Origin of the sequence: Kocuria sp. HMSC066H03 (assembly GCF_001812045.1) — a bacterium.
In the GTDB taxonomy this organism is placed as follows: domain Bacteria; phylum Actinomycetota; class Actinomycetes; order Actinomycetales; family Micrococcaceae; genus Kocuria; species Kocuria rhizophila.
The window spans coordinates 196781-212231 of record NZ_KV807505.1 but is presented as its reverse complement, the minus strand read 5'-3'; the positions used below and the strand labels follow the sequence as shown (position 1 = coordinate 212231).

The 15451-nt window shown below is 71.2% G+C and carries 17 protein-coding genes; all 17 read right to left on the bottom strand.

The window, feature by feature from the left end; translation table 11 throughout:
• Position 1: 1 nt before the first annotated feature.
• The 17 genes from HMPREF2833_RS03155 to HMPREF2833_RS03075 all read right to left on the bottom strand — a co-directional run bounded on the left by HMPREF2833_RS03155 (position 2) and on the right by HMPREF2833_RS03075 (position 15414).
• Positions 2-343: a histone-like nucleoid-structuring protein Lsr2 gene (locus HMPREF2833_RS03155; protein ID WP_019310539.1), complete on the bottom strand. Its 342-nt coding sequence runs from the start codon at positions 341-343 to the stop codon at positions 2-4.
• 220 nt (positions 344-563) lie between these two features.
• Complete coding sequence (locus HMPREF2833_RS03150) at positions 564-851, bottom strand: hypothetical protein (protein WP_019310540.1); 288 nt, start codon at positions 849-851, stop codon at positions 564-566.
• 49 nt (positions 852-900) lie between these two features.
• Entirely contained in the window at positions 901-2433 is a 1533-nt protein-coding gene (lysS, locus tag HMPREF2833_RS03145; protein WP_070636669.1) for a lysine--tRNA ligase, read from the bottom strand.
• 24 nt (positions 2434-2457) lie between these two features.
• On the bottom strand, positions 2458-3306 hold the full coding sequence (gene panC / locus HMPREF2833_RS03140; RefSeq protein WP_053069381.1) for a pantoate--beta-alanine ligase: 849 nt from the start codon (positions 3304-3306) through the stop codon (positions 2458-2460).
• Positions 3303-4292 (bottom strand): Rossmann-like and DUF2520 domain-containing protein, encoded by a 990-nt coding sequence (locus HMPREF2833_RS03135; RefSeq protein ID WP_019310543.1) that lies wholly within the window; start codon positions 4290-4292, stop codon positions 3303-3305. Before HMPREF2833_RS03135 ends, panC begins: the two co-directional genes overlap by 4 nt.
• Positions 4293-4344: 52 nt before the next feature.
• The gene (locus tag HMPREF2833_RS03130) at positions 4345-6081 is read right to left on the bottom strand and encodes a PH domain-containing protein (RefSeq protein WP_039101043.1); all 1737 of its coding nucleotides are present in this window, start codon (positions 6079-6081) and stop codon (positions 4345-4347) included.
• Positions 6078-6593: a PH domain-containing protein gene (locus tag HMPREF2833_RS03125; RefSeq protein WP_019310545.1), complete on the bottom strand. Its 516-nt coding sequence runs from the start codon at positions 6591-6593 to the stop codon at positions 6078-6080. Before HMPREF2833_RS03125 ends, HMPREF2833_RS03130 begins: the two co-directional genes overlap by 4 nt.
• Entirely contained in the window at positions 6577-7131 is a 555-nt protein-coding gene (locus HMPREF2833_RS03120; RefSeq protein WP_019310546.1) for a DUF3180 domain-containing protein, read from the bottom strand. Before HMPREF2833_RS03120 ends, HMPREF2833_RS03125 begins: the two co-directional genes overlap by 17 nt.
• The gene (gene folK, locus HMPREF2833_RS03115) at positions 7119-7640 is read right to left on the bottom strand and encodes a 2-amino-4-hydroxy-6-hydroxymethyldihydropteridine diphosphokinase (RefSeq protein WP_019310547.1); all 522 of its coding nucleotides are present in this window, start codon (positions 7638-7640) and stop codon (positions 7119-7121) included. Before folK ends, HMPREF2833_RS03120 begins: the two co-directional genes overlap by 13 nt.
• On the bottom strand, positions 7640-8053 hold the full coding sequence (folB, locus tag HMPREF2833_RS03110; RefSeq protein ID WP_019310548.1) for a dihydroneopterin aldolase: 414 nt from the start codon (positions 8051-8053) through the stop codon (positions 7640-7642). Before folB ends, folK begins: the two co-directional genes overlap by 1 nt.
• Positions 8054-8060: 7 nt before the next feature.
• Entirely contained in the window at positions 8061-9095 is a 1035-nt protein-coding gene (gene folP, locus HMPREF2833_RS03105) for a dihydropteroate synthase (RefSeq protein ID WP_019310549.1), read from the bottom strand.
• Entirely contained in the window at positions 9092-9742 is a 651-nt protein-coding gene (folE, locus tag HMPREF2833_RS03100; protein ID WP_019310550.1) for a GTP cyclohydrolase I FolE, read from the bottom strand. Before folE ends, folP begins: the two co-directional genes overlap by 4 nt.
• Complete coding sequence (gene ftsH, locus HMPREF2833_RS03095) at positions 9743-11872, bottom strand: ATP-dependent zinc metalloprotease FtsH (protein WP_019310551.1); 2130 nt, start codon at positions 11870-11872, stop codon at positions 9743-9745.
• A 253-nt stretch (positions 11873-12125) separates the two neighbouring features.
• A complete protein-coding gene (gene hpt / locus HMPREF2833_RS03090; protein WP_019310552.1) occupies positions 12126-12677 on the bottom strand; it encodes a hypoxanthine phosphoribosyltransferase in 552 nt (183 codons plus the stop codon).
• The gene (tilS, locus tag HMPREF2833_RS03085) at positions 12674-13795 is read right to left on the bottom strand and encodes a tRNA lysidine(34) synthetase TilS (protein ID WP_070636668.1); all 1122 of its coding nucleotides are present in this window, start codon (positions 13793-13795) and stop codon (positions 12674-12676) included. The genes hpt and tilS overlap by 4 nt, the downstream gene beginning before the upstream one ends.
• A gap of 4 nt (positions 13796-13799) precedes the next feature.
• Positions 13800-14261 (bottom strand): hypothetical protein, encoded by a 462-nt coding sequence (locus HMPREF2833_RS03080; RefSeq protein ID WP_019310554.1) that lies wholly within the window; start codon positions 14259-14261, stop codon positions 13800-13802.
• A 55-nt stretch (positions 14262-14316) separates the two neighbouring features.
• Complete coding sequence (locus HMPREF2833_RS03075; RefSeq protein ID WP_039101040.1) at positions 14317-15414, bottom strand: zinc-dependent metalloprotease; 1098 nt, start codon at positions 15412-15414, stop codon at positions 14317-14319.
• Positions 15415-15451: the final 37 nt, after the last annotated feature.

Here is a 15451-nt window from a genome sequence, read left to right as displayed (position 1 = left end):
CTCAGCTGCTGTGGGCCGCGTAGTACTTGTCCTGGATGTCCTGGTGGATGCGCCCGCGGTCCGAGACCTGCAGGCCCTGCTCCTTGGCCCACGCCCGGATCTTCGGGGTCTCGGGGTTGCCCGAGCGGCTGGGCCGCGTGGTGGTGGTCGCACTGCGGCCGGTCTTGGCGGTGGCGCGGCGACCCGCGGAGATGAAGGGACGCAGTGCGTCGCGCAGCTTGGTGGCGTTCTCCGAGCTCAGGTCGATCTCGTACTGGCCGCCGTCGAGGCCGAAACGCACGGTCTCGTGGGCCTCTCCGCCGTCGATGTCGTCTTCCAGGATGATTTTCACGGTCTGAGCCATGGTCAGCTCCTCCAAACGCCCCGCGGGCTGCATAGGTCTTTTGTTCGTGTGCAAAGATATGTGGTCCGTGCGGAGATTCCCCGGGCATTCGCGCGATGTGCCCGATCAATGCCCCAGCGCGACACCCTGGATCAGACGGTTATCGCGGATCCTGGAACAGAATTCATCTCCGAATCACGTGGCCCATCATGGCACGCAATTCCTGAATTGTCATCACGGGCTATTCCGCAGGATTCCGGTCTTCCGCCGAATCACGAATGGGAATGCTGTGCCGCAGCCCCAGACCCCTCTGCTGACGGGGATTCTCCTCCTGGTGGCCGAAGGGCGTCCTGTCACCCTCGCGCTCCCGGACGGCCTGGTACCAGCGCTCGGCATCCGCCTGCGCCTCGCCCTGCGCAGACCGCTCGGCGCGGTCCCCCCGAAGCAACCACCTCATGATCAGGTAGAACACCAGACCCACGCCCAGCGAGGGCAAAAAGACCGCCACGTATTCCATGATGCAGATCATCCTCTCCGGGACTGTGCGAATGCTGTGCGGAGGATTCCGCGGGTCCGGCTCACTCCGGCTTCATCAACGGGAACAGAATGGTCTCCCGGATTCCGAGGTTCGTGAAGAGCATGATCAGGCGGTCGAGACCGAGGCCCAGACCACCCATGGGGGGCGCACCGTGCTCCAGGGCCCGCAGGAAGTCCTCGTCCAGCTGCATGGCCTCGTCGTCCCCGGCCGCGGAGAGCAGCGACTGCTCCGTGAGCCGCTCCCGCTGCACCACGGGGTCGATGAGCTCGGAGAACGCCGTTCCGCGCTCCATGCCGCCGATGATGAGGTCCCAGGCCTCGATCAGCCCGGGCTTCTCGCGGTGCGGGCGGGCCAGCGGCTGGGCCGCCGGCGGGTAGTCGTAGACGAACGTGGGCTGGATGAGGGTGGGCTCCACGATCTCCTCGAAGAGCTCCATCACGAGCTTCTGCTCGTCCCACGCGGGGTTGACCGGGATCTCCCGCTCCGCGGCCAGGGCCCGCAGCTGCTCCGCGGGAGCCTCCGGGGTGATCTCCTGCCCCACGGCCTCGGACAGGCCCGGGTACACGGAGACCCACTGCCATTCACCGAACAGTTCGATGCGCCCCTGCGGTGTGTCGATGCCCTCGACGCCCAGCTGCCGGGCGCACTCCTGGATGATCTCGCGGATCCGGTCCGCCATGACGAACTGGTCCGCGTAGGCCTCGTACGCCTCCAGGGTGGTGAACTCCGGGCTGTGGGAGGAGTCCACACCCTCGTTGCGGAACACGCGGCCGATCTCGAACACCCGGTCGATGCCGCCCACGACCGCGCGCTTGAGGAAGAGCTCGGTGGCGATGCGCAGGGTCATGTCCTGGTCGAAGGCGTTGAGGTGGGTCTCGAAGGGACGCGCGGCCGCTCCGCCGTGGACGAGCTGCAGCATGGGCGTCTCGATCTCCACGTATCCCTGCTCCTCCATCACGCGGCGCACGGTGCGGGTGATCAGGGAGCGGGTCAGGACGACGTCGCGGGCCTCCTGGCGCACGATGAGGTCCAGGTAGCGCTGGCGCACCCGGGTCTCCTCGTTGAGCTCCTTGTGCATGGTGGGCAGGGGGCGCAGCGCCTTGGACGCCATGGTCCAGGAGCCCGCCATCACGGACAGCTCACCGCGCCGGGAGCTGATGACGTTGCCGGTGACCGCCACGAAGTCCCCGAGGTCCACGAGGGCCTTCCACTGCGCGAGGGAGTCCTCCCCCACGTTCGCCTTGGACAGCATGACCTGCAGCCGGGTGCCGTCCCCCTCCTGCAGGGTCCCGAAGCACAGCTTGCCGGTGTTGCGCACGTGCACCACACGCCCGGCCACGGTCACGCGGTGCTCGGTCTCCTCCCCCGCCTCGAGGTGGGCGAACTGCTCGCGCACGTGCGCGAGGGTGTCCGTGCGCCCCACGCCCACCGGGTACGGCGCCATTCCGGCGTCCGCGGCCGCCTGTCGCTTGGCGGCGCGCACGGCCATCTGGTCGTTGAGCTCGTGCGCGCTCAGCTCCGGATCGGTGCTGGCGGGCTGGGCGGGAACGGTGGTTTCAGGCTGCTCGGTCACAGTGGACCAGGATACCGGTAGCGCTCAGATCCGCATGTTGTCGATGAGCCGGGTGGGACCGACCCACGCGGCCACGAGGGCCAGCACCCCGGGCTCCGGCGCGACGAACTCGAGAGTGCGCGGGTCCACGGTCTCGAGGTAGTCCAGGGAGACCTCCGGTTCCGCGTCCACACGCTGACGGGCCTGCTCCAGGGTGAGTTCCCCGGCCGCGAGGGCGCGCAGGGTGCTGTGCAGCACGAGAGCGTGCTCCGCCTGCTCCTCGGAGAGGTACTGGTTGCGCGAGGACAGGGCGAGGCCCCGTTCCGAGCGGACGATGGGCACCGGGCGGATCTCCACGCGGTGATCGAAATCACGGGCCATGCGCTGCATGAGCAGCAGCTGCTGGGCGTCCTTCTCACCGAAGTACGCCCGGAAAGGGGTTCCGGGCCCGGGCGCCATGATGGTGAACAGCTTGTTCACCACGGTCAGGGCGCCGTCGAAGTGTCCGGGGCGAGTGGCCCCCTCGAGGACTCCTCCCGCGGCGCCGGACGTCACCGAGACCACGGGGACACCGTCCGGGTACATCTCCTGCACGTCCGGGGCGAACACGAGGTCCACGCCCACCTCCGCGAGCAGGGCGAGGTCCTGTTCCAGCTGCCGGGGGTAGCTCTCGAAGTCCTCCCCCGGTCCGAACTGCAACGGGTTGACGAACACGGACACGACCGCGAGGTCGTTCTCGTCCCGCGCCCGCCGCGCCAGCTGCACGTGCCCGTGGTGCAGCGCCCCCATGGTGGGCAGCAAACCCACGCTGCGGGCGCCCCGCGCCACGCGGGACTCGATCTGTTCGCGCACCTGCGCAATGGACGTGCACACCAGGGGTCCGGTGCTGCTCACTGCTCCTCCTCGATCGCCGCCATGACGGCTCGGTAGCTCGTCTCGTCCAGTCTGCCCGACGCCGCCGCCCGCCGGGCCGTCTGCCTCGCCAGGGCGCGGTAGCCGGCCAGCAGCTGCCGGGCGGCGTCGTGGTCGGCGTTCCCGGTGGGGCCCGCGGCGTCGTGGTCGGCGCTGCCAACGGGGCCCGCGGCGTCGTGCCCGGCCCTGGCACCGCCGCCCGCCAGTTCCCGCAGCGCGGCCACGTGCGCGGCCACCGTGGTGACGTCACCGCGGGCCACGGGACCCGTGAGGGCGTTCTCCCCGGAGGCCAGGGCGTTGTCCACCGTGGCGCGCACGAGCGGGCCCAGCACGCGGTCCGGGTGCTCCACCCCGATCTCCCCGAGCAGCTGCATGGACTCTCCCAGAACCGTCATCACGTGGTTCGAGCCGTGGGCGAGCGCCGCGTGGTAGAGCGGGCGGTCCGCCTCCGCGACCACCACCGGCTCGGCTCCCATCTCCACCACGAGGGCCTGGGCGATGGGCAGCACGGGTGCCGCGGCGGTGACCCCGAAGCTGCAGTCCGCGAGGCGCTGCAGGTCGAGGCTGAGCCCCGTGAAGGTCATGGCGGGATGCACGGCGAGCCCGATGCCACCGGCCGCCCGGACGGGTTCCAGGACGCCCGTGCCGTGGCGGCCCGCCGTGTGGACCACGAGCTGGCCCGGCTGCCACGCACCGGTGGCCGCGAGCCCGCTCACCAGACCGGGAAGCTGGTCGTCCGGCACGGCGAGCAGGACCAGCTCGCTGCGCTCCACGATGCTCTGCACGTCCAGCACGGGAACGTCCGGGAGCAGGGTCGCGGCGCGTTCGCGGCTGGCCTCCGACGACGCGTGCACACCCACCACGGCGTGGCCCGCGCCCCGCAACGCCGCACCGAGCACGGCACCGACCCTGCCCGCGCTGATGACGCCCACGCCGAGACGGCCGGGACGGTGACTGGGTTGGGACACGCGGGAACTCCTCACAGGGGGACGACGGCACGCACAGGGTAGCGCACGGCGCTCACACCTCGGACGCGGATCCCTCGGGCGGGAGCGCGGCCCAGGACCCGCCGGCGGCGTCCCGCTCCCTGGCGGCGCGGGACAGCTGCGCGTGACGCCACTGCAGCTCCCGGGCCGTGCGGACGTCCAGGTGGTCGAGCGCGGTGGTCACGGCGCCCGGGGTCACGTGCACCGCCACACCGCTCAGACCCATCCGTCGCTCCACCGGGCCCTGGCGAACGGCCACGGACTGTGTCTTGTGGTGCGGCACCACGCAGGCGTGGCGAGTGATCCGGCCCCAGCGCAGCACCAGGGAGGAGTCGTCCAGGGCGAAGCCGTTGCGCCGCCACGTGACCGGGTCCAGCCACCGGCTGCGGCGGGGGTTCGCCGTGAACCGTGACGAGCCCCCGACCCCCGAGAGTCCCTCCCGCACGAGGTCACGCGGGGCGTGCTCCAGAGGCAGCACCAGACGCAGGATCTCCTGGACGTTGTCCCACGTGCCCACGGGCAGCACCACGGAGCCGAGGTCCTCCGTCTCCCCTGCGCCGCCCTTGCCCGCGGTGGTGACCACCACCCTGTGACCGCCGAAGAAGCGCCACAGCAGGGGCCGGGTGACCTGCAGGGCCTGCACCCGGCCGGTGGGGATCGTGGAGGAGCGCTCGTTGAACAGCCCCGCGCGCGTGCGCACCCCGGAGGGGACCTCGCTCAGCGTGAATCCCCAGCTGCGCTCCAGCCGCGTGTACAGCCCGGACAGCACACCCAGCAGCGGCGCGATCGCCGAGGGCAGCACGATGATCAGGGCCTCCGGGAACCACAGCGCCAGACCCGCGGTGATGAGCGCGATCAGCACCAGCGCCACGGCGGGCGGCGAGCAGACCAGCCCGAGCAGCACGCGCCCCGTGGGCACGATGAACACGCGCCGCAGCTCGTCCTGCTGGTTCAGCAGGCCGTACTTCTCGGCCATGCGCAGGTCCATGCCGGTGCGGCGTCGTACGGCCGCCCCCTGCGTCCCCGCACCGGAGTGGGCGACGCCGCCCGGGCCGTCCGCGGGGGCCAGCGCCCACGGGGCCACCCGCCCGGACCCCCGGTCCGTTCCCACCGTGGCACCCGCCCCCGGATCGGAGCCGGCGGCCGCCCGGTCCGCCTCCGAGGACGCGGGCCCGAGGTGGTCGGTGGCCGCGCGCTGGGCGGCCACGAGGAGCTGGCGGCGCAGCTGCTGCGCGTGCTCCCGCCCGAGGTAGGACAGCTCCAGAACGCTCGACCCGCCGTCGGCCACGTCGAACTTGAGGGACGCGAGGCCCAGGATGCGTGGCAGGAACCGGCGTTCGATGTCGATGCCCTGCACCCGGTCCAGGCGCGCCTGGCGCTGGGTGCGGAACAGCCACCCGCTGCGGAAGCGCACGTGGTCCTCCGTGATCTGGTAGCGGATGAACCACCAGGAGAGCAGACCCAGGGCGATCAGCACACCCAGGGCGCCGCACAGCACGGCGAGCGCCAGGCCCAGGCCGACGACCTCGACCGCCCCGCTCACGTTGACCTCAAGGGGCTCGTGCTTGACCAGCGAGGACACGAGGTCGTCCACGAACGCGTTGCCGATGCCCCACACCAGGGCCACGAGCAGCAGCCAGCTGCGCACGAACGGGGTCAGCGGGTGCACCCGGTGCCACACGCCCTCGGCGTCACCGCGCACGGTGATCTCCGGGGCGTGGCCGACGGGCCGTTCCGCGGGTGCTCCTGCGGCGGAGTCCCGGCCCGTCACAGGCCCACCATGTGCTCTTCCCCGCGCTCCGTGAGCTGCTCGCGCAACCGGTCCGCCTCCTCGCGGGGCAGCCCGGGCAGCACGGCGTCGGTGCTCGCGGCGGCCGTGTGCAGGGTGACGGACGCGAGGTTGAACGCGCTGAGCAGGGGCCCGGTCTTGATGTCCACGTACTGCATGCGCCCGTAGGGCACCACCGTGACGGTGCGGAAGAACAGGCCCCGGCGCAGCCACAGCTCGGTGGGTGCCTCCGCATAGCCGATCGCCCGCACCCTGCGGGGCACCAGGGCGAGGTTGATGCCACCCCACACGAGAGCCACCGCGGGCAGCAGCCACAGCCACTGCGCGGTCCCGCGGTCCCAGAGCCCCAGCAGCGCGAGCACGAGGGGCACCGCCATGAGGACCACCCACACCACCGTGGCCGTCACCGCGCCGATCACGCGCACCGTGACGTACTTGGGTGAGACCCGCCGCCAGGACAGATCCGGCGGGCTGAGCTCATCGGTGGCGGGCATAGCCTCCCTCTCCAGTGGCGTACGGTTCCTGCCGTCCACCGTAAGGGGTCTCCTCCTCCGCGTCCGGGTCATCGGGAGGAAGCCTGCAGGATTTCTCCACGATCCACCCGAGCACGGTGAGGCCCACTCCCACCACCACCTGGGCAACGCACTGCCACAGGGACTGCTGCGTTGAGCGCACGCCCAGCAGCGTGAGCTGGTCCAGCCCGACCCCCGCGTGCCATCCCGCGCACAGTGCACCGTAGTAGGCCACCGCCTGCGCCGCCGCCGCCGTGCCCACGGCCCACACGGGATCGTAGGGCTTGCGCTTCGCGGGGTCACGACGCCGCCCGGCGCCCTTCCCGGGGTCGCGGTAGGCACGCAGCCGCAGTCCCAGGTAGGCCAGCACGACTCCCGCCCCCACCTCGGCGAGCACGCTGATCCAGGGCAGCACCAGCAGGCTCTGGCGGCCACCGGCCACCACCTGGGTCATGCTCCAGCCGATGGCGGCGGCCACGAGTGCCGCGGCCGCGAGGGACAGCGGGTTCAGGTAGCGCACGGCGGCTCCTCCGGTCGCAGGGTGTGCTCGGTGACCACGAGGTCCTCGCGGTCCGGGGCGGCGTCCGCGAGACGCGCCACGGGCACGCCGTCCAGCTCCGCAGCGGGGTCCATCAGGGCCCACGGGCGCAGGACGAAGGCGCGCTGGGCCGCGCGCGGGTGCGGCAGCTCGAGCCGGGGGTCGGTGCTGCGAACTCCCGCCACGCAGATCACGTCCAGGTCCAGGGTGCGCGGGCCCCAGCGCACCTCGCGCGTGCGACCGTGGCGGTGCTCGATCCCCTGGCACACCTCCAGCAGCTCGAACGGGGTGAGGTCCGAGGACAGCTCCACCACCGCGTTGAGGTAGTCGGGTGAGCCCTCGGGCCCGCCCACCGAACGGGTGCGCACCACGGGAGAGGTTGCCAGCAGAGCAATGCCCGGGGTCGCGGCCAGCTCCCGGACGGCCTCTCTCAGCGCCGTGATCCGGTCCCCGAGGTTGGCCCCGAGCGCCACGACGCACCGCAGCGGCATCAGCTGCCGTCCTCAGAACGGACGGGGCGGCGTCGGACGATGCTCACGGCCACGTCCGAGAAGGTGACGTCGATCGGCGCCTTGGGCTTGTGCACCGTGACCTCCAGCACCGCCACGGCGGGGAAGGTCTCCAGCAGGCTGCGCGCGATCTCCTCCGCGAGGGCCTCGATGAGCTGGAACCGCGTGCCGATGATGATCTCCCGGACCATCTCGGCCACTTCGCCGTAGTGCACGGTGCGCGTGAGGTCGTCGGTGCTCCCGGCGGGGCGCAGGTCCATGTGCAGGACCAGGTCCACGAAGAAGGGCTGACCGCTGCGGCGTTCCTTCTCGAAGACGCCGTGGTAGCCCACCGCGCCCAGTCCGGTGAGGACGATGCGGTCGTGGCTGCTCGGATCGGGGGTCGTGGTGGTCATGGTGGCCTCAGCTCTCGGTGTCACGGGGGCGCAGGACGGGTGGCTCGATCCCCCGCCACGCGTGGGCGGCGGCGACCGCGTCCACCGAAGCGGGCACGTCGTGCACGCGCACGGCCCAGGCCCCGCCGAACGCGGACAGCGCGCTCACGGCGGCCGTGGCGCCGTCGCGCTGCGTGACCGGGCGCGGGGTGCCGCCCTCCGCGAGCAGCGCCCCCAGGAACCGCTTGCGGGAGGCTGCCACGAGGACCTTGTGGCCGAGCTCCCGCAGCCGCGGCAGCGCTCGGAGCAGCTCCCAGTCCTGGCCACCCGCCTTGGCGAAGCCCAGCCCGGGATCCACGACGAGCCGCTCGGGACGGACCCCGGCCGCGAGCAGACGGTCGCGCACGGCCGTGAGCTCCGAGAGCACCTCGCCCACCGTGTCGGTGTAGGTGGCCAGACCGGTCATGGTCTGCGGGGTGCCACGAGAGTGCATCAGCACGTACGGCACGCCGCTCTGCCCGACCAGCTCGATCATCTCGTCGCTCGCGGCGGTTCCCGAGACGTCGTTGACGATGTGGGCGCCGGCCTCGATCGCGGCGCGCGCGGTGTCCGGGTGGAACGTGTCCACGCTCACCACCACGCCGTGCCGGCTCAGCTCGCGGATGACGGGCAGCACCCGACGGCGCTCCTCCGCGGGGTCCACTCCCTGCGCGTGGGGCCGGGTGGACTCCCCGCCCACGTCCACGATGTCCGCGCCCTGCTCGGCGAGACGCAGGCCGTGCTCGACGGCGGCGGCCTCGGAGTCGTGCCGACCACCGTCGCTGAAGGAGTCGGGCGTCACGTTCAGCACGCCCATCACCAGGGTGCGCCCGGTGGGCAGCGCGTCGAAGGAGCCCCACCCGAGGGGCGCGCCCCCGCCCGCTCGGGCCGGTGCGTCCGGACGAGAACCGTGGCGGGCGGCGTCGTGGACGCCGGTTGCGACGTGAGAAGCGCCTGTCGCGACGCCCCGGGCGCCGGTCGCGGCGGCCGGGAGGCCGGTGGCGGCGTCGCGATCGCCCGTCACCGCGAGTGCCCCGCGGCGATCAGGTTCATGGCCTCGGCCCGCGTGGCGGGATCGCGCAGCTGGCCCCGCACGGCGGACGTCACGGTCTTGGCTCCCGGCTTGCGGACGCCCCGCATGGACATGCACAGGTGCTCGCACTCCACCACCACGATCGCGCCGGCGGGGTGCAGGTGCTCCACGAGCGCCTCGACCACCTGGGTGGTCAGCCGTTCCTGGACCTGCGGCCGCTTGGCGAAGAGGTCCACGAGGCGCGCGAGCTTGGACAGCCCCGTGACCTTGCCCTCGGGACCGGGGATGTAGCCCACGTGCGCGACCCCGTGGAACGGCACCAGGTGGTGCTCGCACGTGGAGTAGAACGGCACGTCGCGCACCAGGACCATCTCCGAGTGGCCGATGTCGAAGGACGTGGCCAGCAGCTCGGCCGGGTCCTCGTGGAGCCCCGCGAAGACCTCGGCGTAGGCGCGAGCCACCCGTTCGGGGGTGTCCCGCAGACCGCTGCGGTCCGGGTCCTCCCCCACGGCCAGGAGGATCTCCCGGACGGCCGCCGCGATGCGGGGCTGATCCACGGCGGCGGCCGTCTCCGCACCCGCCACGTGCTCCAGGTACGAGCCGGAGACGGGCTCACCGGGTTCGTGCTGGTGCGTCATTCAGCGGTTCTCCCGCCGGACACCACCCGGTTCCTGGCCGGGCTCCCCGCCCGGCGTGCTCCCGGAACCGGAGGAGGACTGGCCCCCGGGCTGCGGGTCCTGGTGCTCCGGGACCTCCAGCGGGTGCTCCGGCTTGGCGGCAACCGCCTGGTCCTGGGGCGCCATGGTGCTGGGGTCCTGCAGGTTCTTGCGGCGGGCCTCCTCGTGCTCGGCGGCGGTGACCACCGGGGGCACGTGGGAGATCTCGCGCTCCTCACCGGACTGCCACACGGGACGCACGTCCCGCAGGGTCACGTCCCGGAAGATCTCGCGGATCTGGGCCTCGTTGAGGGTCTCCTTCTCCAGCAGCTCCAGCGCCAGGCGGTCCAGCACGGGCCGGTTCTGCAGCAGGATCTGGTGGGCCTCGTCGTGCGCCTGCTCGAGCAGCAGCCGCACCTCGTCGTCCACCACGGCCAGGGTGCGATCCGAGTACTCCTTGGAGCCGGAGCCCATCTCACGGCCCACGAACGGGTCCGAGTTGTCCCCGCCGATCTTCACGGAGCCGATCTTGGAGCTCATGCCGTACTGGGTGACCATCTTGCGCGCGGTGTCCGTGGCCTTCTGGATGTCGTTGGAGGCCCCGGTGGAGGGGTCGTGGAACACGATCTCCTCCGCGGCGCGCCCACCCATGGCGTAGGCCATCTGGTCCAGCAGCTCGTTGCGGGTGGTCGAGTACTTGTCGTCCGAGGGCATGACCATGGTGTAGCCCAGGGCCCGGCCACGCGGCAGGATGGTGATCTTGGTGACCGGGTCCGTGTTGCGCAGGGCCGCCGCCACCAGGGCGTGGCCGCCCTCGTGGTAGGCCGTGACCTTGCGCTCGAGCTCCTTCATCACGCGCGAGCGCTTCTGCGGCCCCGCGATCACGCGGTCGATGGCCTCGTCCACGGCGCGGTCGTCGATCAGCTGGGCGTGGGAGCGGGCGGTCAGCAGCGCGGCCTCGTTCATCACGTTGGCGAGCTCCGCACCCGTGAAGCCCGGGGTCCGCTTGGCCACCGAGGCCAGGTCCACGTTCTCGGCCAGCGGCTTGGTCTTGGCGTGCACGCGCAGGATCTGCTCGCGGCCCTTCATGTCCGGCGCGTCCACGCCGATCTGACGGTCGAACCGGCCCGGGCGCAGCAGCGCGGGGTCCAGGACGTCCGGGCGGTTGGTCGCGGCGATCAGGATCACGTTGGTGTTCGCGTCGAAGCCGTCCATCTCCACCAGGAGCTGGTTCAGCGTCTGCTCGCGCTCGTCGTTGCCGCCGCCCATGCCGGCGCCGCGCTGGCGGCCCACGGCGTCGATCTCGTCCACGAAGATGATCGCGGGGGCGTTCTCCTTGGCCTGCTGGAAGAGGTCCCGCACGCGGGAGGCACCCACGCCCACGAACATCTCCACGAAGTCCGAGCCGGAGATGGAGTAGAACGGCACGCCGGCCTCACCCGCCACGGCCTTGGCCAGCAGGGTCTTGCCCGTGCCGGGAGGACCGTAGAGCAGCACACCCTTGGGCACCTTGGCGCCCACCGCGGTGAAGCGGTCGTGCTCCACCAGGAACTGCTTGATCTCGTCGAGCTCCTGCACGGCCTCGTCCGCGCCGGCCACGTCCGCGAACGTGACCTCGGAGTTCTCCTTGTTGAACATCTTGGCCTTGGAGCGGCCAAACTTCATGGCCTGCCCGCCGGTCTGCATGCGGGAGAAGATGAACCAGAACAGGCCCATGATGATCAGGAACGGGAGCAGGAAGCGCACCAGGGACAGGAACCAGTTGTTCTCCACCGGCTGGTCGGTGAAGCCCTCCAGATTGGCCTCGTCCATGGTCTTGACGACCTCTTCGGCTCGGGGCTTCACGTAGTAGAACTCCACCTCCTTGCCCAGGTTCTGGTCACCCTGGTGGTAGTCCTCCTTGAGGGAGAGCTCCACCTTCTGCTCGCCGTCGTAGATCTTGGCCTCGTTGACCTTGCCCTCGTCCAGCAGCTCGAGGCCCACGTTGGTGTCCACACGCGCAGTGGTGGGGCTGAAGAAGCTGGCGCCCACGGGCACCAGGACCACAATGGCCAGGAGGATCCAGAAGAGGGGACCTCTAAAGAAACTGGTGGGTTTTTTTGCCGTGGCCAAGCCGTTGATCCTCCCGTGGACGTGTCACGCTCTGCCGCGGTTCACCGTTTCTGAGTGCCGTCCCCGGGGCCCGGGGCGGACACGGCGGCCGTGGCGCGTATCGCACAATCTATCGTTTCGAGTGGCGCCGCAGCGCCTCGGGTGCCGTTCGTTCTTTCACAGCGCACACGATCGGATCACGGTACACGCGCCGTCCCGGTGTTCTCTAGGAGTCGTGCGAGCGCACCCTGGACCGGGTGTGTGCGCCGCCCACTCACTCGTAGACGTGCGGCGAGAGCGTGGCGATGCAGTCCAGGTTCCGGTACTTCTCCGCGAAGTCCAGGCCGTAGCCCACCACGAACTCGTTGGGGATGTCCCAGCCCACGTAGCGGACGTCCACGCTGGTCTTCATGGCGTCCGGCTTGCGCAGCAGCGTGCAGATCTCCACGGACCTGGTGCCGCGGGACTCCAGGTTGGTGCGCAGCCAGGACAGCGTGAGCCCGGAGTCGATGACGTCCTCCACGATCAGCACGTCCTTGCCGTGCAGGTCCGTGTCCAGGTCCTTGAGGATGCGCACCACGCCGGAGGACTTGGTCCCGGAGCCGTAGGAGGACACCGCCATCCAGTCCATGGGGTACTGGCCGTCGAGCTCGCGCATGAGGTCAGCCATGATCGGCACCGCACCCTTGAGCACACCCACCAGCAGGACGTCGCGTCCCTCGTAGTCGCGGTCGATCTGCTGGGCGAGGTCGCGGACCTTCTCGGCGATCTGTTCCTTGGTGAACAGGACGCCGCTGAGGTCGTCCTTGACGTGTTCGGCCTTCACTGGGCGCTCCCGGGGTTGTTCTGGGTGGACGATGTCTGCTGAGCCGCCGGGGTGGGCTCCCCGCGCAGCTCCAGGCACCCCCGCGCGTGGTCCGCGTCCGAGCGGTGCCGCCACGCGGCCACTTTACCCGCCATCTGCACGGGCCCGGCGGCGCCGTAGCCCAGGGCGAAGTCCTCCAGTGCGCCCAGCCGCTCGAACGTGGGTGTCTCCCCGCCCGCGTCCACGCACGCCCGGGCCAGCACACGACGCCGCAGCGCGGTCGGCATCTGCTGGAGCCCCGCGCCGTCGAGCAGCACGGACGACGCCGCTGTGCCCTCCACCTGCACCCGGGCGTCGTCGTACGCGGCGGCGGCCTGTTCCTCGAGGAAGTCGGCGTCCGCCCCCAGGACGGACGCGGTGCGGGCCAGGGCGCGCGCGACGCCGGGACCCAGCTGGGACTCCAGGAACGGCAGGACCTCGTGGCGGATCCGGGACCGGGTGAGGGCCGTGTCCGCGTTGCTGGGGTCGTGCCAGGGCTGCAGACCCTCCGCCGCGCACACCGTCTCAGTCTCCGCGCGGGTGATGTTGAGCAGCGGACGCAGGTAGCGCACACCGTCCTTGACGAGGCTCTCGGGCATGCCCGAGAGCGAGCGCGTGCCCGATCCTCTGGTGAGACCCAGCAGCACGGTCTCCGACTGGTCGTCGCGGGTGTGGCCCAGCAGCACCGCGGCCGCGCCCGTGCGCTCGGCGACGGCGCGGAACGCCTCGTACCGGGCGAGGCGTGCGGCCATCTCCGGACCGGTGCCGGTGCGGGCCACGTGCACCCGTTCCACGTGAACCGGATCCAGTCCCATGCCCCGCAGGGTGGCCGCCGTGCGTGAGGCCACCTCCGCCGAGCCCTCCTGCAGCTGGTGGTCCACCACCATGGCCCCCACCCGCAGCCTTCCCCGGCGCAGCAGGTGGGCGGTGGCCGCCGCAAGGGCGAGAGAGTCCGCGCCTCCGCTGCAGCCCACGAGCACCAGGGGCGGGGCGGTGCCGTTCCCCAGGTCCGGCCCGAGCGCCGCGTCCACGGTGCGCTGCACCGCGCGCCGCGCCCGTGCCACGGCGGGATTCAAGCGCCCGGTGCGTCCCTGCTGCACGCGCTCAGTCCTGGGTGGTGCCGGTGCGCCGAGCGCACTCCTCGGCCATGGCCAGCACCTTGGAGAGCACCGGGGTGCTGTCCCCGAGCATCACCAGGGCGCGTTCCAGCTCCCCCGCCGGCACCACGCCGGCCAGCGCGGACACGGCATCCGTGTCCTTGGTGATCCCCGTGCGGATCTGGGACGTGGAGAGCACCGGCTGCGATGCCTCCACCCTGGTGAGGACCGCCTCGAGGTCCGAGGCCCCCGTGCTGTCCTCGAGCATGACCAGCCGTTCGTAGACGGCCGGATTTCCGATCTTGATGCGTCTGCCGCTGATGAGTTGGGAGAGCATGGGCGCGGACAGGCCCAGGACCTGTGCCAGTCTGCGCTGCGTAATGCCGTAGGCCCCCACCACGGCGCCAAAACGCTCTGACAGCGGCTGACCGTACAGCCGAATCTGCTGATTGATGTTTTCAGAGCTCACGGGCTCATCTTGACACACCGGACCTGGGCGTCGCCCCCGGGTGTGGAACCGGGTCTCAGGCGAGAACCCGCCGCATCCAGGCCTGTGGGTCGTGGATCTCGGCCTCGGTGGGCAGCGTCTGTGGGGAACTCCACACCGTGTTGAACTGCTCCATCCCCACCCGCTGCACGATGTGCTCCACGAACTTCTGGCCGTTGCTGTACTGGCGCATCTTGGCGTCCATGCCCAGCAGGGAGCGCACTAGGCGGTCCAGGGCGCCGTGCGTGGAGGAGCGGGAGTCGAACCGGCGCCGGATGGTCTTCACCGACGGCACGATGCTCGCGTCCACCGCGTCCATGACCGCGTTCGCGTGCCCCTCCAGCAGGGACATCACCGCGGTCACGTGGGACAGGGTGGCGCGCTCGGCGTCCGTGAGGAGGTGGGTCATGGGACCGAGTCCCGCGTCCGGGCGGGGGTCCTTGGAGCGGCCCGCGAGCGAGGCGCCCACGGAACGCAGTCTCTGCCACGCGGTCGCATCCAGCGAGCCCAGCTGGGAGATCTGGCCCAGCATGTGGTCCCGCAGCCACGGTGCGGCCGCGAACTGCACCCGGTGCGTCTGCTCGTGCAGGCACACCCACAGCCGGAAGTCCTCCGGGGAGACGTTGAGCTCCTGCTCGGTCCACAGCACGTTGGGAGCCACGAACATGAGCCGCCCGCCCGGGTGGGAGCGGGCCGCCTGCTCGGACACGAGACCCGCGTACGGGTCGTACTGCCCCAGCACCTTGGAGGACAGGAAGCCCACCAGCGCACCCATCTCCGCGGCGGCGGCCGTGGGTGCCATCCCGCGTCCGGCGGCGTCGAACGTGGCCGGGTCCTTGCTGCGGAGCCTGTCGAAGACCGGCTGCAGGAGCACGGAGAACGTCTGCGTGTTGGCCTTGGACCACCCCGCCCGGTCCACCACGAGCACCGTGGAGTCCCGCAGGTTCTCGGCGGCGTCCAGTCCCGTGATGGTGTGCACGTGGTGCACGGACTCGTGTGCGAAGTAGCGCAGGGACTCCACTGCTCTGGACATCTCCCGCGGGGAGGGGGTGGGTCCTGCGGGGGTCACCTTGGCGGCGATCTGGGCGGCGGCGTCCCAGTCGACCAGCGAGCGGCGGGTCAGTTCTCGGCTCATGCGCTCACTCAACCACACCGGGCTGACGTGCTCGGTG